An 18,835-nucleotide genomic window follows, 5' to 3' on the forward strand; every position below is an offset into this window, starting at 1 on the left:
GATCCGTGCGATCCAGCCGTATCGTTGCAGTGCTACTGCTGAAGTTACTGTTCCGCACGCCTTTTACCGTTAGGTCTCAAAGTGTCAAAAGCCAAAGAAATCCCCGGAGTAGAAGCGGGCGAAAGCCTCGTTCCCAAGGTGCCCGCCCCATGGCTGGCAATCGTGCTGGCGATCGGATCGATCGTTGGAATGATCGTCGCCAGCGAATTCATGGGTGACCCCAAGGCTGAGGGTTATAAAGACCTGCTGATGCTGGGGATCATTATTCTTCTGGCCGTTATCGTTGTTTCTTTTGCCGTGCTCATCAAGGTCGGAGTTGCAGCCAAGAGGAAACTGTCAGCGGCTAAAGGCAGGATCGCGGAAATGCTGCGGCAGGAACACGGTTACACAGTGGATCATCCCAAGACGCTCATCCTGACTGTGCAGAGCAAAACCACGCTGAATCCCTACGACATACCGGCTACCGACACCTACGGGCGGCCGGTCAATATCCGGATCAGCCCGGATGAAACGGGGACCAAGGTGGTTGCCTCAATCTGCGAAGAACACCCGGACCCCTCTGCCAATAGTCGCTACCGCAGGCACTAGGCGAAGGGCCGGTTTCCAATAGGTGGAAATTAGCCTTCGACGTCGTACACCTGAGCCGGGTCGCGCTCGAGGATCCGGTCCCGCATCTCGCGCTTGAGGACTTCCAGGTGGGCCAGCTCGTCAGCGGTCTTCTCCGGCTTCGCGGTGAGCTCGATGAACTCGTCCGCGACGATGCCCTCATTCCGGATCACGCAGGTGACGGTTGCCTCCCCGGCGGTCAGCTCGAAGACGTAGCGGGCCAGGGTGTTGCCGCGCTCGGGACGGGCCAGCTCCGGCAGCACGGCGTAGCGGTCGCCGGTGACCGCACGGGTCACGAGTTCGAAGGCGTCCCGGGCGCCGGGGCCGCCGAAGGGGGTGCGGATCCGGATCCCGCGGCGCTCCACCCGGCCGCCGGGGGTGCGGGCTGCCAGTTCCGGCAATGCGCGGCCGAGTGCTGCGAAGGCGTGCGCGACGCCGCCGGGGAAGCCCGGGCCGTGGTACTTCATGCAGTCGGCGAAGGTGAAGTCCAGCTGCACCCCGTCCTCCCACACGGTGAGCGTGCGCTCGGGGTTGGGGATCGGCGTCGGTTCGGGCCGTTCGGGCATTGCTGCGTGCTTGCTCATGTGGGTTTGTGCTCTCGGTGCTTCGGGGTTGGTGGGGGAGGTAGGGCTTGCCGGCTGCTGCGGCGGTCGCGGCGCGGTGTGGCAGGCGGTCCTTACCGCGGGCGTGAATCAGACTAAAAACCGTATCAGGCCAAGGAAGTCCTAGCTAAATGCTTCTCGGCCGAGGAAAGGAGGATTAGGATCGCGGCCACGCCTTCAGTCCTGGCGTGTTGTGGTTCCAGGCAGCCGGGACCCGACGAGCTGAACGGCCCCGCTTACACGGAATTGCGATTCGGGCGGTCGCTTGTCGACCGAACCTCCAGGGACGTCGGCAGATACCTGCGACGGGGGCGATCGGAGAACGGATGGCTGAGCAGCATTTCACCAGCGATGCGGCCCTTCTCGAACAGCGGCTGACGCACAGTGGTCAGACCCGCCCGTGCGGCTTCCGGCACGTCGTCGAATCCTGTGACTGTCAGGTCCCCAGGCACACTCAATCCGCGCTGGCGTGCCCCCTCAAGGGCGCCTATTGCCAGGACATCACCGAAGCAGCAGACCGCAGTGATGCCCGGGTCCCGGTGCAAAAGGGTGTGAAGAGCGGTAACCCCGGCGTCCACCGAGTTTTCAAAGCGCTCCTCGACCGCAATCGACCCAGCGTCCGCTCCGAAGAGGCCTTCCCTCAGACCATGGATGCGATTGCGCTGGACTGAGTAGACAGCGTTTTTCCACATCTCTTCATCCGCTGGCCCGTTATGCCGGGTACGGCCCAACCTGGAGGTAATCACCCCCACTTTCCGGTGGCCCAAGCGGCTCAAGTAGCGACCAAGATCAGCTGCTGCGGAATGGTCGTCGAGTCCCAACCAGTCGGCGTGTCCCACAACTTCCGGCTCGTCGACGACGACAATCGGCAACCTTCTCTTGAGCGCAGCCGCCAAATGCGGGTCATCGTCGGGTACCGAATAAAACACGAAGCCGTCCACCACCGCTCCCATCACGTTTGATACCCGTGAGCTGCCAAGAGGTGGGCCGGCCGGCAGCAGGAGCAGGTTTAGCTGGGCATCCTGCAGGGCCGTCGAAAGGCCCGCGAGGAGGGAGACCGAGGCTGGATCGCGCAAAGCGAAGGACATCTCGTCCGTGAAGACAACGCCGATGGTCTCCGATTTCCCGCGGCGAAACTGGCGGGCGACGGGATCCGGCCCTGCGTACCCGACCGCATCCGCAACGGCGAGTACACGCTCGCTCACCGACTTTGAGACCCGCTCGGGGTGGTTGTAGACGTTGGAGACCGTGGCAGGAGAAAGCCCCAGGGACCGGGCGATGCTCGTCAGTGTCGGTGCCTTAGAGGGATTCGGTTGCCTAGTCACTGCGCGATGCTAACAACCTAAACGTTTAAACGCTGCCACGACTACCTGAGTAGAAAAGTTCCATGCGAAGTAAAGGCCTTGAGGAGACATTGACCACTCTACGTAAACCGTTCTAATGTTCACCGCATCCCGCTACTGAAGCGCAGACCTGGAACGAAGGAGTTCATGGTGCTGATCCCGTCGACGATGACTGCGAGCGTACTTCGAGGAGTGAAAGACCTGATCGTCGAGGAGCGGCCGGTGCCGGTTCCCGCGGCCGATGAGGTGCTGATCCGGGTTCACAGCGTGGGGGTGTGCGGGTCAGACGTGCACTACTTCCAGCATGGCCGTATCGGTCCCTATGTTGTGGAGTCCCCGTTGGTTCTCGGCCACGAAGCGAGCGGCACCATCGTTGCCGTCGGTGCAGATGTAGATGAGTCCCGGGTTGGCCGCCGGGTGGCAATCGAGCCGCAGCGTCCCTGCAGAGTGTGTGAATTCTGCCGAGAGGGCGCCTACAACTTGTGCCCGAAGATGGAGTTTTATGCCACGCCCCCGATTGACGGAGCGTTTTGTGAATACGTCCTGATCCAAGACGATTTCGCGTACGACGTGCCGGACTCGATCAGCGATCATGCTGCGGCTCTTATGGAACCGTTGTCCGTCGGCATCGCCGCTGCGCAAAAGGGCGGGATAAAGGTGGGAGATACCGTACTCATCGCCGGAGGCGGTCCAATTGGGATCCTGACGGGCCAGGTCGCGCGGGCCTTCGGCGCCACCGACGTCGTCGTCGCCGACATTAACGCTGGCCGCCGCGCTCTTGCTGCAGGTTATGGCCTCCGCGTCGTGGATCCAGCTGCGGATTCCACGGAGCAACTGGGTGCGCATGTATTCGTTGACGCCTCGGGGGCGACGCCGGCCATTCTCAACGGAATCCGTTCCACGCGTGCAGGCGGGACAGTAGTACTGGTCGGCAGCGCTGATGAATTTCCGCTTTCCGTGCCCGAAATCGCCATGCGGGAGCTGAGTGTCACCGGGACGTTTAGATATACGAATACGTGGCCGATAGCACGGTCGCTTCTTATATCCGGTCTTGTGGAAGTCGATTCGCTTGTCACCCACGAATACGGAATTGAGCAGGTCGAGGACGCTCTCGTAGGTGAAGGCGCTGGAAATTCCCTCAAGCGGATGGTCCTTCCGGGCGTGCGCACCGTGGAGAATCCGCATGTGCGGGGCACAGCATGAGCAGCGCCCTGCTGTCGGTCCGGGACCTGAATAAGTCCTTTCCCGGGGTGAAGGCGCTGAACCAGGTCTCGTTTGATGTGCGTCCCGGTTCCGTGCACGCAGTCTGCGGTGAGAACGGAGCGGGCAAGTCCACGCTCATGAAGATCATCAACGGCATCTACCAGCCCGACAGCGGAACGATCCACGTTCGCGGCGAGGAGGTGCACATCAAGAGCCCGATCGATGCACGGGCCCACGGCATCGCGATGATCTCCCAGGAATTGAACTATGTCCCGGAGATGACAATCGCGGAGAGCTTCTTCATGGGACGTCTTCCCCTCAAGTACGGCAGGGTGAACTGGCGCTATATCCGCGGCGAAGCGAAAAGGGTGATGACAGAGGAGGGGCTGGATTTTTCCGGCAACCGCCGTCTCAACACGCTGACGGTATCCGAGATTCAAACGCTGGAGATCCTGCGCGCTGTCTATCACAGTGCCGAGATTCTCATCATGGACGAGCCCACCTCGGCGATCGCGCACAAGGAAGTCGAGTCGCTTTTCGCGAAGATCCGGGCGCTTCGGGATGAAGGCAAGTCGATCATCTACATCTCCCACAAAATGGACGAGGTGTTCCAGCTCGCAGATGATGTCAGCGTTCTCCGCGACGGCGCAATCGTCAGTTCTCAACCGGCACAGGAAACCACCTCGGCCCGGGTGATTGCCCAGATGGTGGGACGCGATCTGGACCACCAAAGCTATCCAAAAGAACGTGTTGAGCTGGGAGCCATGGTCTTCAAAGCTTCGCGACTGTCCCGGGAGAATGCCTTCGAGGACATCAACTTCGAGATCCGGGCGGGCGAGATCGTCGGCCTTGCGGGCCTGATCGGTGCCGGCAGGAGCGAAGTGGTGCGAGCAGTTTTCGGACTCGACCCTCTCGATTCAGGAACCGTCGAAGTGGACGGAGTGCTGGTCAGGACCAATACACCGAAGAAGGCGATCGAGCACGGAATAGCGATGTTGTCCGAGGACCGGAGACTGGTGGGCATCATTCCGAAACTCAGCATCAAAAAGAACGCGACGCTCGCCAGTCTCAAGAAAGTCATACACGGCGGATTTCATCGATCAAGTGTCGAAGAGCAATTAGTCACTGAGTACTTCCAGAAGATGAATGTAAAGGCGCCGAGCACCGAGACCCGCATCGAATCGCTCAGCGGAGGCAACCAGCAGAAAGTTCTCCTGGCCCGTTGGCTTATTGCCGATCCCAAGGTCATGCTCCTCGATGAGCCCACGCGGGGGATCGACGTGGGCGCCAAGTTCGAGATCTACAAGCTCATGACCGCACTGGCCCGCCAGGGCCGCGCCATCCTGATGATCTCTTCCGAGTTGCCCGAGCTGATCGGTATGTGCGACCGCATCTACGTCATGTCGGCAGGGCGGATGACCGCCGAGTTGGAGCCGCATCAGTTCTCACAGGAAACCATCCTCAAACACGCCATGAATCAAATCGAGGTGGCATGACTATGTTGTCCAGGCTGAGATCTTTCGAAGCAAGCCGCTACTCCATTTTCATCATCCTGGTAGTGGTACTCGTGGCAGCGAGTTTCCTAAGCCCCAATTTTCTCAGTGGTGACAACGTCTTCAACGTACTGCGGCAAGTCGCGGTGATCACGATCCTGGCGTACGGTGCCATGACGCTGATTATCGGCGGAATGATCGACCTTTCTGCCGGCGCCGTGATGGCATTCGCAGGTGTCGCTTCGGTCCTGATCTATAAGTCGAGCAATAGCATGCTTCTCGCCTTCCTAGCCGGGATAGCGGTGGGCGTGATCTGCAATCTCATCAATGCGTTCCTCGTAGCTACTCTGCACACCCCGGCCTTCATCGTCACTCTTGGAATGATGCTGATGGCCCGAGGCGCGGTCCTCGAACTCACGCAGGGGCAGAACGTCCTGCAGCTGGGGGATTTCATCTTGATCGGCCAGGGCAACCTCGGTTTGCTGCCGATACCGGTCCTGATATTGCTCATCATCACTGCCGTCATCTGGTACTTGATGAACCAGACCCGTTACGGCCGGTCCGTATACGCCGTTGGCGGCAACGAGGAAGCGGCACGTGCGGCCGGCATTGCGGTGGAGCGTGTGAAGTATCAGGCGTTCTTGATCAACGGCGCGTTGGTCGGGATCGCCGGAGTTATCTTCATGTCACGCGTCAACGCGGGCCTCCCCAATGCGGGCATCGGCTATGAACTGCAGGCCATCACCGCCCCGATTATTGGTGGAACCAGCTTTTCCGGCGGGGTCGGGACGGTCTTCGGCACGCTCGCCGGCGCACTTATCGTCGGTGTACTCGGAAACATTATGAATCTCATCGGTATCGGCTCTTATGTGCAGCAGATCGTGATGGGGCTGATCATCGTTGTCGCCGTGGCCTACGACGTGTTCAGCAAGCGGGGCAGGACCAAGACCACCATCCTCAAGTCGGCCCCGCCGGTTCAGCCCCCACCATCCGCCGGAGAGTCACCCGGTGCCCTGGAAAACGCCAATCCCAAGCAATGACATATCCCAATCGTTCTGCCTTCAACGTCCACTAGGAGACTTCAATGAAGAACCTCACCCGCAGGATCGCCGCGGTCAGCGCGGCAGCCTTTTTGGCACTCAACGTTGCTGGTTGTTCAGTAACCACGGGCAACCCCACCTCCGACGGTGGCGGAGAACGCGAACAGAAAGATGAATACCGGGTTGCGTACATCGCCCGGGCACAGGCGGATTCCTTCGCCGCGTGGCTCGCGAACGAAATGAAGGCCGAGGCTGCGAACTATGAAGACATCACCTTGGAGGTTTTCGATGGGCAGGCCGACGATGAAATCGAGAACCGACTGATCGAGAACGCGATCGCCAACAAATTCGACGCCATCATCATTCAGCCCAATAACGCCGATGCCCAGCTTCCGTACATCCAGCAGGCCGTCGACGCCGGCATCGTCACGGTCACTACCAATCCTCGTGTGGAGGGAATCGACGGCGCGAGCTCCGTGGACGCCAATCCGTACGACCAGGGCGCAATAGTTGCTCAGGCTGCCTTGGAACAAGTCCCTGAGAACGCCAATGTTGTGGTCCTCAACGGGCCAGCCGCGAACTTCCACGGCACTGCGCGCCGTGAGGCATGGGAAAAGGAGTTCTTTGATCAGCGCCCGGATGTCACGATCGTTGCCGAGGACACTGCCAATTGGAATAAGGATGAGGCGCTCACCCTTATGGAGGACTGGTCGCTGGCCAACCCGAAGATCGACGCGGTCATTTCAATGAACGACAACATGGCTTCGGGGGCGCTCGAAGCGGTGAAGGGCAAGTCCGGTTTCGACGGGATGCTGGCATACGGCGTCGACGGCACACCCGAAGCCACCCTCCTCATCCAGGAGGGCACGATGACCGCTACTTCACTGCAGGACGCCGCGGAGCTGGCCCAGCTGAACCTCAAAGCAGTGCACGACCTCTTGACCGGGGCTGAAGACAATGTCTCGGTGAACGTAGGCAATCCGCTCATCACGAAAGACAACACCCAGGAGTACATCGACCTGTACAAGGCAGCAGGGCTTATCGGCAACTAGCATCCGAGGTTACGCCGGAAACTCAAATGGACCGAAGAGATGAGAGAGACCTGTGACCGTACTGAACAAGTTCCGTCTGGACGGCCGTGTTGCCCTGGTGACCGGCGCGACCCGCGGCCTCGGCCGAGCGTTTGCCCTTGCCCTCGCCGAAGCCGGCGCCGACGTCGTCGTGCACGGACGCGATGCTGAAGCCGCCGCCAAACTGCAGAGCGAGATCGAGGCGCGCGGCAGCACTTCTCACGTTGTCCTAGGGGAGCTAACCGAGAGGGCAGGCATCGAGCGCATTGTCGCCGAGGCGGTCGGCAAGGCGGGACGCATTGACGTCCTCGTCAACAATGCCGGTGCCTGTATCCACCACGAGGCGCTGAAGGTCACCGAGGACGAGTGGTCCCATGTGATCGATACGAACCTCACGGCACTCTGGCACATGTCCCAGGAGGTCGGCGCTCATATGACCGAGCGCCGATCCGGGAGCATCGTGAACATTGGATCGATTTCGGGAATGATCGTAAACCGTCCGCAGATGCAGCCGGCCTACAACGCCTCCAAAGCGGCCGTGCACCAGCTGACAAAATCGCTGGCGGCCGAATGGGCGCCCCTCGGTGTCCGCGTGAATGCTGTAGCGCCTGGTTACGTGAAAACGGATATGTCACCAGTGGACGATCCCCGGTTTCGACGCTACTGGATCGAAGACGCACCGCAGCAGCGTTATGCCGACCCCGATGAAGTCAGCCCAGCAGTCGTTTTCCTCGCCTCTGATGCATCGAGTTTTGTTACCGGTTCCGTGCTGGTGGTCGATGGAGGGTATACCGTCTTTTAGCTCTTGCGTCGGCGTCAATAAGTGCGGCCGCACCGCTATGTACGTCCTTCACCCGCCGCAGCATTGAGCCGTGCCGCCTGCAGGGTCAGATGGTCACGCTCGGCGAGGTTCGGTGCCAGCCGGGCCGCCTCCGCGTAGAGCCGCGCGGCTAGTTCGACGTCGCCGCTCTTCTCCTGCAGGTACGCCCGAGCCGCGGTGTACCGGGGGAGCGACGGATCCAGTTCCGCCAGCGCGGCCAAGCCTGCGCGCGGCCCATCTGCCTCCCCGACGGCGACGGCCCGGTTCAACAGGGCGACCGGGCTGCCCGTGAGCCGGACCAGTTCGTCGTACCACTGAACAATCTGCGGCCAATCGGTGTCCTCCGCCGTCTGCGCGTCCGCGTGCAGGGCCGCTATGGCGGCCTGGGCCTGGTACTCGCCCAGCCGGTCGCGGGCCAGCGCCCGCTGCAGGATGGACACGCCCTCAATGATTACCCGGGTATCCCAGCGGCTGCGGTCCTGCTGGTCCAGCGGAACAAGCCGTCCGCCGCCGTCGGTCCGTGCGGCCCGCCGGGCGTGGTGCAGCAACATGAGTGCCAGCAGTCCCCGCACCTCCGGATGGTCGACGGCGGCGGCCAGTTGGCGCGTAAGGCGGATGGCTTCGGCTGCGAGGTCGACGTCGCCCGAGTAGCCCTCGTTGAACACCAGGTACAGCACCCGCAGCACGGTGGCAACGTCGCCGGGGGTGTCGAAGCGGACGCCGGCCACGGTCCGTTTGGCCCGGCTGATCCGCTGCGCCATGGTGGCCTCGCCCACCAGATACGCGGCAGCGATCTGCCGGGTGGCCAGGCCGCCGACGGCACGCAGGGTCAACGCCACCGCCGAGGAAGGGGACAGCGACGGATGCGCACACAGGAAATACAGCTGCAGCGTGTCATCGGTGGAGCCGACGACGCCGGGCGCGCGGTCGCCGTCGACCTTTAGTTCACGACGGCGGCGGGACGACTCCGCGCGGGTGGCATCGAGGAACTTCCGCCACGCGGCGGTGACCAGCCAGCCCTTCGGATCCCGGGGCGGATTATCCGGCCAGGTGCGCAGGGCTTCGAGCAGGGCGTCCTGCACCGCGTCCTCGGCCGCCGCGAAGTCGGCTCCGCGGCGGACAAGGACGGCGATGACCTGCGGGGTGAGCACCCGCAGCAGGCTTTCTTCCACGAGTGGTTATTCCGTGATCGTGACGGGCGCAGCCAGGAACGGACGGACCTCGATCCACTCGTGCAGCGGTTTACCGCCGGCGGCCGGTGCCGCGGACAGCTCTCCGGCCAATTCGAGCGCACGGTCATAGCCGTCCACGTCGATGGCGAACCAGCCGGCGATCAGGTCCTTGGTTTCCGCGAACGGGCCGTCGGTCACCGGAGGCCGGCCCTCGCCGTCGTACCGCACGAAGGTTCCTTCGGGGGAGAGGGCCTGGCCCTCCACGTATTCGCCGTTGGCCTGCAGCCGTTCGGCATAGTCCTCCATGAACTGCATGTGCGCCGCGACTTCGTCAGGTGTCCACTGGTCCATCGGTACGTTGTTGAGCGCTTCCGGTGCGCCGCGGTAATGCTTGAGCAGCAGGTACTTGGCCATGACGGTCTCCCTTGTTCAGTGGTGACACAGCCATTGTGGCTGTGTTCGCACCGGGGACGGAACAGGGGAGGGAATCTCGACAGGGAACCGCGATCAGCAGGTACCCGGTCACTTTTCGCTAGGCTGCAGTGTCCTTGATGACGGTGTAGGAAGCGACAGCGTTCGGTGCCTGCATGCCCGGCGCCTGGTCATCGGAGTGTGAAGCTTTGAAGGAATCGGACTTCAGCCACGCGAAAAAGCTCTCCTTGGAGTCGAATTCCATGGTGGAAAGATACGTGTTGCTCTTTCCCTCGGGACGCATCAACGTGCTGCGGCCCAGTCCCGGGACGCCTTCCAGATTCACCATGCTGTCAATGAACGCCTTTTCAAAGGCCTCGGCGGTTTCGGGTCCAACTTCCAAAGTGTTGACCACAACGTACATTTGCGTCCTTTCGACTGTCGCGCGGGCAGATCTGCCCGGCGAGAAGATTATACCGACATGATGTCGGGAAGTTTGCATCCCTGACGGGTTTTGGGCGGAACCGGGCCTCAAGCGAGAGAGCCCAGGAACGCCGTCGTATCCGCTGCGACCTGTTCCGGACATTCCCACAAGACCAAGTGGGCCGCATCGGGATAGATCTTCAGTTCTGCGCCCTCAATCCGGGCGGCCAGGGTGTCCTGGTCCGCGCGGGGCAGCAGGCCGTCCTGCCCGCCCCACAGGATCAGCGTGGGAACGTCGATGGGTCCCGTTTCGGTCGGCGGAGCGGCCATGTACAAGCCGCGCAGGCTGGACTTCCACGCGTGGGATGGCATTTTGACGCCGTCACGCACCCGGTCCTCGATGAACCACGGGGGAACCTCTTGGATCAAGGGAAACGAGTCGAGGAAACCGTGCACCCAGTCCTCGGCGACCGGATCCGTCAAGCCGTCGACGTCGTCGGCGAAAGGGGGCCGGCCCTGGAGGGTTAAGGGGGCGCCCACCAGCACGAGGGCCGCCACCCGGCCGGGGTGCGCAACGGCCAGCTGCTGGGCCACATAACCGCCGCTCGAGGAGCCAAGGACCGACGCCGACGCGACGTCGAGGGCATCCAGAACCGCGGCGGCATCCTGGGCCTGCTCTGCCAGCGAGTATCCGTCCTGCGGTTTATCCGCATCGCCTTGGCCGCGGAGGTCTGGGGCGTAGATCCGGAAGCCGGCCAGTCCGGGTACCAGCCGGTCGAAGCTCCGGCGGGATTCAGCCCAGGCGTGCAGCAGCAATACCGGTGGTGCATCGGCGTCGCCCTGGACCAGGCACGGCACCGTGATGCCGGTGTGAAGGCTGAGATTGCGGACCTCGGATTCCATAGCTCAGGGTACGCCGCCCCGGAGTGCGGATTCGATCCTCTCAAGAAACCGTTGACAGCAATTAGTCCAGTCGCTTTACTTATCCGCACGGCGGCCGATATCTACCCGGGCCGTCTCCCACACATTTTGGGTTCCGGTCACAGCGAACGGTTGCTCAGACAGCGTGGGTCGCGAATGGAGCAAAGGAGCACCATGCGAAGGTCCATGTCCTGGGCATTGCCCACCACCGTCCTCCTGGTCCTCGCAGCCAGTGGCTGCGCACCCGAGGGAAGCGGAGGAGGAGAAAACGCAGACGGGGGATCGATCACCGTCGCGTACCAGAAAACCAGTGCGTATACGCAGGTTGATGCACTGATGCAGCAAGCGAAGGAAGACTTCGAGGCGGCTAACCCGGGTGTCACGGTGAACTTGGAGCCGATCGAAGCAGAAGAAAACGACTACGCCACCAAGTTGTCCCTCATGCAGCGGTCCCCGGACACCGCTCCGGACGTCTTCTATGAAGACAGCTTCAGGGTCCGGCCGGACGCGGAAGCAGGCTATCTGCTGCCACTTGATGACTACCTTGCCGAGTGGGAAGACTGGGATACCGGCTTCATCGAAAGCGCAAAACAGGCCGGACTCGGATCAGACGGCAAGACCTATGCGGTGCCGATGGGGACTGACACCCGCGCGCTTTGGTACAACAAAGTTGTCTTTGAAGAGGCCGGCCTGCCGATACCCTGGGAGCCGCAGACCTGGGAAGACATTCTGGCCGCGGCGAAAGCGGTAAAGGCAGCGGATCCCGACGCCGTGCCGTTCAATATCTACTCCGGCACCGGCATGGGTGAAGCAGCGTCGATGCAGGGCTTCGAGATGCTTCTCTATGGCACGGACGACACCCTTTACGACACTGACGAAGGCAAGTGGATTGTCGGTTCGCAGGGCTTCAAGGATTCCCTGCAGTTCATCTCCGACATTTACGTCGGTGGCCTTGGCCCCGACGTCGCGACAGCCCTCGATTCCACCTATTACCAGCAGCTCAACGGCGAGTGGTACCCGGAAAACAAAGTGGGCGCCTCGATCGACGGTTCATGGATTGCCGGGAACTGGCTCGAGGACGGTCCGACCCCCTGGCCCGAATGGTCCGAGGTGATGGGTGTGACGCCGATGCCCACCCAGGACGGCGGTGAGCCGGGCGCCACCAGCATGTCCGGCGGCTGGACCCTCGCGGTCGGCGCCGGGACCGAGGACCCGGACCTGGCCTTTGACTTCGTCAGCACCGCGTTAAACAAGGACAACAGCCTGTCCTACAACGTGAACGCGTCCCAGGTTCCGGTGCGCAGCGATGTCGCGGAAGATCCGGCCTTCACCGAATCCAGTCCGGTCAGCGGATTCTTCAGCGACTTGGTGGAAGTGACGCACTACCGCCCCACCACCTCCGACTACGCCGAGATCTCCGGGAACATCCAGCAGGCCATGGAAGCGGTTATGACCGGAGAACAATCGGTGGACGAGGCAGCGGCGGCATACGACGAAGCCGTCACTTCCCTCGTAGGCGAAGAGAATGTCAGCCGGGGATGACAACCACTCCCACCCAACCGGTGCAGGAGCGGGGGCCGCGCCATCCAGTGCGGTCACCCGTTCCTGCCGGGCGGCGTTCCTCCAGGGGAAGGTCGATCCGGCGTGCCGTCCCCTTGGCACCGGCAGTCGTCCTGCTCCTGTTGTTTATGCTCGGTCCGGTCCTGTGGTCCATCTGGGGTTCATTCACCAACGCGGCGCTTTCGGGCAGAGCGGCTTCCGAACCGCGTTTCATAGGCATCGACAACTACGTGGCGCTGCTGACGGACCCGGACTTCCCGAACGCCCTCTGGCTGACCGTCGTTTTCCTGCTGGTCTCGGCGGTCATCGGCCAGAACTTCCTCGGCCTGGCGTTGGCATTGATGACTGCCAACGCACCGAAAATCGTCCGCTCGATCGTTGCGACGACCGTGGTCACGGCCTGGGTGCTGCCGGAAATTGTAGCTGCCTTTGCCTGCTACGCATTTTTCAGCAGCGACGGGACACTGAACGCGCTCACGGGCCTGGCCGGGATTGAACCGGTTGAATGGCTTTTTGCCTATCCGCTGGCAGCCGTGGTGCTCGCGAACATCTGGCGTGGGACGGCCTTCTCGATGATGATCTACGAAGCCGCCCTGAACGACGTCGCCCCTGAAATCACCGAAGCAGCGGTAATCGATGGCGCCGGCGGCTGGAAACGTCTGGCCTTTGTGACCATCCCGATGATCCGCAACAGCATCTCGACGAACCTCATGCTGATCACCCTGCAGACGCTCTCCGTGTTCACCTTGATTTTCGTGATGACCAGCGGCGGCCCGAATCAGCGCAGCACCACGCTCCCGCTGTTCGCCTACGCTGAAGCGTTTGGCCTGGGAAAGATCGGCTACGGCACCGCCATAGCGACGGTGATGCTGCTTCTGGGGGCGGTTTTCTCCTTCCTCTATATCCGTATCCTCAAACCGGGAGGGAACGCATGAGCGCCGGGATCGCCACCACACAACGCCGTGCGTCCAAGGCGGCAGCCTCCGGTGTGCTGCTCGCTATCGCGGCCTGCTTCCTGTTGCCGCTGGCCTGGCTGGTTCTCGCCTCCCTCGATCCCGGGGCGAGTGCGTCGCTGGGGATGCCCGAGCGGTTTTCGCTGGCCAATTTCTCCGCGGTGCTGACGCCGGGGCAAACCCTGTGGCCGCTGTGGAACAGCTTCCTGCTCTCGACCGGATGCGCTGTGATCACCGTCCTTGCTGCCGTCCTCGCCGCATATCCGCTCTCCCGCTACCAGGCCCGCTACAACAAACCGTTCCTGTACGGGGTGCTGTTCGGCACGGGACTGCCCATCACGGCCATGATGGTCCCGGTGTACAGCATGTTCGTCCGGCTGGGGCAGCTCGACAGTGTGCCCGCGGTTGCGCTCTTCATGGCTGCAACGTCCCTTCCGATGGCCATCTGGATGACCAAGAACTTCATGGATTCGGTGCCCGTGAGCCTGGAGGAAGCCGCGTGGATAGACGGGGCCAGCTCCATGAAGGCGCTCCGCACCGTCGTCGTACCCCTGATGCGGCCGGGTCTGGCGGTGGTGTTCATCTTCGTGTTCATCCAGGCGTGGGGAAACTTCTTCATCCCGTTCATCCTGCTGCTGTCCAGCCACAAGCAACCCGCAGCCGTCACCGTCTTCAACTTCTTCGGACAGTACGGGAGCGTTGCCTACGGTGAGCTGGCTGCCTTTTCACTGTTGTATTCCCTGCCCGTGATCGTTCTCTACGTCATCGTCACCAAGGGCATCGGCGGGTCCTTCGCCACCGCCGGAGCGCTCAAGGGCTGATCCCCGCGCACACCGGCCTCCCTCCTTACCAGCCTCGAAAGGCAGCACTCCATGCACTATGACGCCACCCTTGTTGAAGCCCGCGTCCGGCGGTTCCGCGGCGAACGGCTCGTACCGGCCCTTTACCGCCGCACCGAGCCGCTCGACCTGGCCTTCTGGGAGGTTCCCGATGAACCCGTACCGTTCGCCACGGCCGTCGGGCAGCAGTTCCTGCCGGCCCGGCACGGAATGGTTTGGGGCAAACCCTGGGGCACTGTGTGGTTCCATGCCGAAGGTAAGGTGCCCGCAGCCTGGGCGGAGGAAAAGGACGCCCGGGCCGAGCTCGTTGTCGACCTGGGGTTCACCGGCCAGCAGCCCGGGTTCCAGGCCGAGGGGACCGTGTATTCATCCTCGGGGACCATCATCAAGGGGGTGGAGCCACTGAACCGCGCCGTCCGGCTCGACGTCGGCGCGGGCGGCGTAATCGACCTCTACATCGAAGCAGCCGCCAACCCGAATGTTGCCCAGGATTTCCTCTTTATCCCCACACCCTACGGGGACAAGGCGACTGCCGGGGACGCCCGGCTGTACCGGTTGGCGCAGATCGAGGCAGGGCTCCTCGACCTGCCGGTATGGGAACTCGAGCAGGACGTAGAGGCATTGATGGGACTCATGCGGGAGTTGCCCGAGTCTTCACAGAGGCGCGCTGAAGTCCTTCGTGCCCTGGACCGGATGGTGGATGCCATGGACCCGGATGACGTGTCCGGTACTGCCGCCGTCGGCCGCCGCATCCTCCAGCCGGTGCTCGCTAAACCCGCCGCGGCAAGCGCACACCATCTGCACGCCGTTGGGCACGCGCATATCGATTCGGCCTGGCTCTGGCCGACGCGGGAGACTGTCCGCAAGGTGGCGCGCACCTTCTCCAACGTCTGCGACCTGATTGATGAGAACCCGGACTTCGTTTTCGCCGCGTCCTCGGCGCAGCAATACGCCTGGCTTAAGCAGTCCTATCCGGATCTTTTCGCGCGGGTGAAGGAAAAGGTCGCTGCCGGCAACTTCGTTCCAGTGGGCGGTATGTGGGTCGAATCGGACACCAACCTTCCGGGCGGGGAGGCGCTCGTGCGGCAGCTGGTGGCAGGCAAGGGGTTTTTCCTGCGGGAGTTCGGGATTGACTGCGAGGAGGTCTGGCTGCCGGACTCCTTCGGCTACTCCGCTGCGCTGCCGCAGATCATGGCTGGAGCCGGCGCCCGCTGGTTCCTCACCCAGAAAATCTCCTGGAACGAAACCAACACGATGCCGCACCACACCTTCCGGTGGGAGGGAATCGACGGGTCGCGGATATTCACCCACTTCCCGCCGGTCGATACCTACAACTCGGATCTGGGCGGGGCGGAGCTGGCGCGGGCGGAGCGGCAGTACGCCGAAAAGGGCAACGGGACGACGTCGATGGTTCCCTTCGGCCACGGCGACGGCGGCGGCGGGCCCACCCGGGAAATGATCGCCGCTGCGCGCCGCACCCGGTCCCTCGAAGGGTCTCCCACCGTTGAGCTGTCCAGCCCGCGCGCCTTCTTCGAGGCTGCCGAGGCGGAGTATGCCGAACCTCCGGTCTGGTCCGGTGAACTGTATTTGGAGTTCCACCGCGGCACCTACACCTCCCAGGCCAGGACCAAGCGCGGCAACCGGCGCTCCGAGCACCTGCTGCGTGAGGCGGAACTGTGGGCGGCAACCGCTGCTGTCCGGGCCGGGGCGCCCTACCCGGCGGAGGAGTTGAGCAAAGCCTGGGAGACCGTGCTTCTGCAGCAGTTCCACGACATTCTGCCGGGTACGTCCATCGCCTGGGTATATCAGGAGGCCGAGCGTAACTATGCCGAGGTGGCTGCCACGCTGGGAACGATCATCGAGGCGGCGGCGCATGAGCTTCTGGGCCGGGGTCCGGTCGCCGCGGTGCTCAATGCGTCCCCTTATCCGGTGGCGGGAATAGCTGCTTTCGGTGCCGGGCCCGAACCGGCTCCGGAGAGGCGGAACGTGTCCCGGTCCGGGGACGGGTTCGTCCTTGAAAACGATGCCGTCCGGATCTTCGTTGACCATGCCGGGCTCATCCGTTCGATGTACGACAGGATTGCCGGCCGGGAACTCGTTCCGTCCGGTTCCGCCGCCAACTTGCTGCAGCTGCACCGTGACACCCCCACGCAGTGGGATGCGTGGGACATCGACGAGCACTACCGCCGGAACACCGTCGATTTGGTGGACGTATCCGCCTTGGAGATCGTGGACGGTCCCGCGGGCACGGCGCTGCGGATCGAGCGCACGTTCAATTCCTCGCGGGTGGTCCAGCATCTTTCCCTCGACAGCCGGGCGCCGCGGCTGGAGATCAGCACCGAAGTGGATTGGCATGAACAGAAAAAACTCCTCAAACTCTCCTTTCCGCTGGATGTCCATGCCGAGCGGGCGACGTCGGAAATCCAGTTCGGGCATATCCATCGGCCGACGCACGCGAATACCTCCTGGGATGCGGCCCGTTTTGAGACAGTTGCCCACCGCTGGGTCCACGTAGGGGAGCCCGACTACGGGGTGGCGGTAGCCAACGATTCCACCTACGGGCACGACATCACCCGCTCTGCACACTCCGGCCGGGCCACCACGACAACAGTGCGCCAGTCGCTGCTGCGGGCACCGGTGTTCCCTGACCCGGCGGCCGACCAGGGCACCCACCGGATGGCAACCTCAGTGGTTCTGGGCGCAGGCATCCCCGAGGCTGTTGCTGAGGGGTACCGGTTGAATCTTCCCCTGCGCACCATCAGCGGGGTGGAACGCACCACGGTGGATCCCCTCGTGCGGCTGGACAACCCGGCCCTGGTGGTCGAAGCGGTCAAGCTGGCCGAGGACGGTTCCGGCGACGTTATTGTGCGTCTCTATGAGGCCCACGGGACCAGGGCACGGGGGACCCTGACGGCCGGTTTCAGCCATACCGGCGTCACGGAAACCGACCTGCTGGAGCGGCCCCGGGAAAGTTCCGCTCTCCGGCAAGGCAACGGAAACAACACCGAGCTTGTGCTCCGGCCGTTTGAGCTGGTCACGCTAAGATTTGGTGTCCACGGCCGGTGAGGCCAAACGTCCAGACGGAGGTTGTGCCCTGAGCGCTCCACAGCGATCCGCGATCCGCCGGGGCACCAACCTTCCGCGGATGGGCGGGTTCAACCAAACAGTGGTCCTCGACGCGATCCGGCGCTCTCCCGATGGGCTCAGCCGGGTGGAATTGGCGGATATTTCGGGGCTCTCCGCACAGACACTGTCCAATATTGCGCGCCGCCTGCTGGACGAGGGGCTCATTCTCGAGTCGGGAAAGATCCAGCTGGGTCCCGGCAAGCCGAGGACACTGCTCACGCTCAATCCCTCGGCACGTTTCGCTATCGGTGTGCACCTTGACCCGGCTGTCATCACTACCGTGATCCTCGACCTGAGCGGGCGGGTGGTGTCCCATTCGGCGCGGCGGACGCCGCAGCCGATGGACGCCGATGCCGTGATCGGCGTGATGGTGGAGGCGGTGTCGGACCTGCTCACGGAAACCGGAGTGGACGCACGGCGCGTGCTCGGCGTGGGCGTCGCCTCGCCCGGGCCAATAGATTCCGACCACGGCATTGTGGTCGATCCGCCGCACCTGCTCGGATGGGAACGGGTTCCGTTGCGGAAAGCGCTCAGCACGGCCACGGGCTTCCCCGTCGTGCTCGAAAAGGATGTTGCCGCTACGGCAGTTGCAGAAATCTGGGGCAGTCACAGTGAGTCGCCGGAAAACTTCATCTTCGTGTACCTGGGCACCGGCATCGGCATGGGGCTTGTCTCCGGCGGCGCGGTGCTGAGGGGGACGAGCCAGAACGCGGGGGAGGTGGGGCACATCGTCGTCGACCCGGACGGGCCGGTGTGCTTCTGCGGTCTGCGGGGCTGTGTGGCCGTGACGTGCATGCCGCAGAACCTGGTTGAGGAGGCCGTGCGGGCAGGCGTCCATCTCGGGCCGGTCGACAAAACGGACCCTTCGGCCGTCGAGGAGGCTTTCCTGGAGCTCTGTGCGAAAGCGCGCCGGGGCGATTCCGGTGCCGGAGCGATCATCGACCGTTCGGCGACGCGCGTGGCCAAAGCCGTGTCGGTGTTGACGAATGCCCTGGATTTCGACCGCGTGATCTTCGGCGGTCCATACTGGCCGATGCTCTCCGAGACGTATCTTGCCTTGGTTCCGGCTGCCCTGCGGAAACTGACCGTCGCTCCGCATGCCTCGGACATCCGGGTGGAGGGGACCGCGTTCGGTACGGACGTGGGAGCCATCGGTGCTGCCTGTGCGGTCTTCGATAATGCTTTTTCACCGGACACCCGGAGCCTGCTGCTCCAGCACTGACAGGTTGCGCCAAGTACAACATGACGAACCA

At 62.9% G+C, this 18,835-nt stretch carries 17 protein-coding genes; 11 read left to right on the forward strand and 6 right to left on the reverse strand.

The features are described 5' to 3' along the window. The first annotated feature begins 81 nt into the window (after positions 1-81). A complete protein-coding gene (locus NNX34_RS08105; protein WP_255766007.1) occupies positions 82-588 on the forward strand; it encodes a hypothetical protein in 507 nt (168 codons plus the stop codon). A 29-nt stretch (positions 589-617) separates the two neighbouring features. Here the strand turns inward: NNX34_RS08105 and NNX34_RS08110 are convergent, their stop codons facing one another. Together NNX34_RS08110 and NNX34_RS08115 are read right to left on the reverse strand one after the other, a co-directional pair. Next, positions 618-1,190, reverse strand: coding sequence for a hypothetical protein (locus NNX34_RS08110; protein ID WP_255766008.1), 573 nt, complete (start codon positions 1,188-1,190; stop codon positions 618-620). A gap of 254 nt (positions 1,191-1,444) precedes the next feature. Beyond that, positions 1,445-2,533, reverse strand: a complete 1,089-nt coding sequence (locus tag NNX34_RS08115) for a LacI family DNA-binding transcriptional regulator (protein WP_255766009.1) — start codon at positions 2,531-2,533, stop codon at positions 1,445-1,447. 165 nt (positions 2,534-2,698) lie between these two features. Between NNX34_RS08115 and NNX34_RS08120 the strand changes: the two genes are divergently transcribed. From NNX34_RS08120 to NNX34_RS08140, 5 genes are read left to right on the forward strand one after another with little or no spacing between them, the layout of a single operon-like run. Beyond that, positions 2,699-3,754, forward strand: coding sequence for an NAD(P)-dependent alcohol dehydrogenase (locus NNX34_RS08120; RefSeq protein ID WP_255766010.1), 1,056 nt, complete (start codon positions 2,699-2,701; stop codon positions 3,752-3,754). Then, positions 3,751-5,250 (forward strand): sugar ABC transporter ATP-binding protein, encoded by a 1,500-nt coding sequence (locus NNX34_RS08125; RefSeq protein ID WP_255766011.1) that lies wholly within the window; start codon positions 3,751-3,753, stop codon positions 5,248-5,250. The genes NNX34_RS08120 and NNX34_RS08125 overlap by 4 nt, the downstream gene beginning before the upstream one ends. Next, complete coding sequence (locus NNX34_RS08130) at positions 5,247-6,287, forward strand: ABC transporter permease (RefSeq protein WP_246165415.1); 1,041 nt, start codon at positions 5,247-5,249, stop codon at positions 6,285-6,287. The genes NNX34_RS08125 and NNX34_RS08130 overlap by 4 nt, the downstream gene beginning before the upstream one ends. Positions 6,288-6,331: 44 nt before the next feature. Beyond that, positions 6,332-7,339, forward strand: coding sequence for a sugar ABC transporter substrate-binding protein (locus NNX34_RS08135; RefSeq protein ID WP_255766012.1), 1,008 nt, complete (start codon positions 6,332-6,334; stop codon positions 7,337-7,339). Positions 7,340-7,391: 52 nt separating this feature from the next. Continuing rightward, a complete protein-coding gene (locus NNX34_RS08140) occupies positions 7,392-8,159 on the forward strand; it encodes an SDR family NAD(P)-dependent oxidoreductase (protein ID WP_255766013.1) in 768 nt (255 codons plus the stop codon). Between the two features lie 35 nt (positions 8,160-8,194). On the opposite strand, the gene NNX34_RS08145 is transcribed toward NNX34_RS08140, so the two are convergent. From NNX34_RS08145 to NNX34_RS08160, 4 genes are all read right to left on the reverse strand, one after another. Then, positions 8,195-9,349 (reverse strand): DUF6596 domain-containing protein, encoded by a 1,155-nt coding sequence (locus tag NNX34_RS08145; RefSeq protein WP_255766015.1) that lies wholly within the window; start codon positions 9,347-9,349, stop codon positions 8,195-8,197. 6 nt (positions 9,350-9,355) lie between these two features. After that, positions 9,356-9,763 carry a YciI family protein gene (locus NNX34_RS08150; RefSeq protein ID WP_255766016.1) on the reverse strand — a complete coding sequence of 136 codons (408 nt, stop codon included), beginning with the start codon at positions 9,761-9,763 and terminating at the stop codon, positions 9,356-9,358. Between the two features lie 118 nt (positions 9,764-9,881). Then, positions 9,882-10,184, reverse strand: coding sequence for an antibiotic biosynthesis monooxygenase (locus tag NNX34_RS08155; protein ID WP_255766017.1), 303 nt, complete (start codon positions 10,182-10,184; stop codon positions 9,882-9,884). A gap of 107 nt (positions 10,185-10,291) precedes the next feature. Next, positions 10,292-11,086 (reverse strand): alpha/beta fold hydrolase, encoded by a 795-nt coding sequence (locus NNX34_RS08160; protein ID WP_255766019.1) that lies wholly within the window; start codon positions 11,084-11,086, stop codon positions 10,292-10,294. Positions 11,087-11,278: 192 nt separating this feature from the next. Here NNX34_RS08160 and NNX34_RS08165 point away from each other — a divergent pair, with 192 nt between their 5' ends. The 5 genes from NNX34_RS08165 (at position 11,279) to NNX34_RS08185 (ending at position 18,804) form a co-directional block, all read left to right on the forward strand. Beyond that, positions 11,279-12,646 carry an extracellular solute-binding protein gene (locus NNX34_RS08165; RefSeq protein ID WP_255766020.1) on the forward strand — a complete coding sequence of 456 codons (1,368 nt, stop codon included), beginning with the start codon at positions 11,279-11,281 and terminating at the stop codon, positions 12,644-12,646. Between the two features lie 248 nt (positions 12,647-12,894). Next, a complete protein-coding gene (locus tag NNX34_RS08170) occupies positions 12,895-13,599 on the forward strand; it encodes a carbohydrate ABC transporter permease (protein ID WP_370647244.1) in 705 nt (234 codons plus the stop codon). Further along, entirely contained in the window at positions 13,596-14,438 is an 843-nt protein-coding gene (locus NNX34_RS08175) for a carbohydrate ABC transporter permease (protein ID WP_255766021.1), read from the forward strand. Before NNX34_RS08170 ends, NNX34_RS08175 begins: the two co-directional genes overlap by 4 nt. A gap of 51 nt (positions 14,439-14,489) precedes the next feature. Continuing rightward, positions 14,490-17,522 (forward strand): glycoside hydrolase family 38 C-terminal domain-containing protein, encoded by a 3,033-nt coding sequence (locus tag NNX34_RS08180; RefSeq protein ID WP_255766022.1) that lies wholly within the window; start codon positions 14,490-14,492, stop codon positions 17,520-17,522. Between the two features lie 79 nt (positions 17,523-17,601). Beyond that, entirely contained in the window at positions 17,602-18,804 is a 1,203-nt protein-coding gene (locus tag NNX34_RS08185) for an ROK family transcriptional regulator (protein WP_255766023.1), read from the forward strand. Positions 18,805-18,835: the final 31 nt, after the last annotated feature.

The organism is Arthrobacter sp. zg-Y1116 (genome assembly GCF_024385485.1).
Taxonomy (GTDB): Bacteria; Actinomycetota; Actinomycetes; order Actinomycetales; family Micrococcaceae; genus Arthrobacter_B.

Coding starts and splice junctions, on each gene's coding strand:
- NNX34_RS08110 (WP_255766008.1), bottom strand. CDS start 1,190: ATGAGCAAGCACGCAGCAATGCCCGAACGGCCCGAACCGACGCCGATC.
- NNX34_RS08120 (WP_255766010.1), top strand. CDS start 2,699: ATGGTGCTGATCCCGTCGACGATGACTGCGAGCGTACTTCGAGGAGTG.
- NNX34_RS08125 (WP_255766011.1), top strand. CDS start 3,751: ATGAGCAGCGCCCTGCTGTCGGTCCGGGACCTGAATAAGTCCTTTCCC.
- NNX34_RS08130 (WP_246165415.1), top strand. CDS start 5,247: ATGACTATGTTGTCCAGGCTGAGATCTTTCGAAGCAAGCCGCTACTCC.
- NNX34_RS08135 (WP_255766012.1), top strand. CDS start 6,332: ATGAAGAACCTCACCCGCAGGATCGCCGCGGTCAGCGCGGCAGCCTTT.
- NNX34_RS08150 (WP_255766016.1), bottom strand. CDS start 9,763: ATGGCCAAGTACCTGCTGCTCAAGCATTACCGCGGCGCACCGGAAGCG.
- NNX34_RS08155 (WP_255766017.1), bottom strand. CDS start 10,184: ATGTACGTTGTGGTCAACACTTTGGAAGTTGGACCCGAAACCGCCGAG.
- NNX34_RS08160 (WP_255766019.1), bottom strand. CDS start 11,086: ATGGAATCCGAGGTCCGCAATCTCAGCCTTCACACCGGCATCACGGTG.
- NNX34_RS08165 (WP_255766020.1), top strand. CDS start 11,279: ATGCGAAGGTCCATGTCCTGGGCATTGCCCACCACCGTCCTCCTGGTC.
- NNX34_RS08175 (WP_255766021.1), top strand. CDS start 13,596: ATGAGCGCCGGGATCGCCACCACACAACGCCGTGCGTCCAAGGCGGCA.
- NNX34_RS08180 (WP_255766022.1), top strand. CDS start 14,490: ATGCACTATGACGCCACCCTTGTTGAAGCCCGCGTCCGGCGGTTCCGC.
- NNX34_RS08185 (WP_255766023.1), top strand. CDS start 17,602: ATGGGCGGGTTCAACCAAACAGTGGTCCTCGACGCGATCCGGCGCTCT.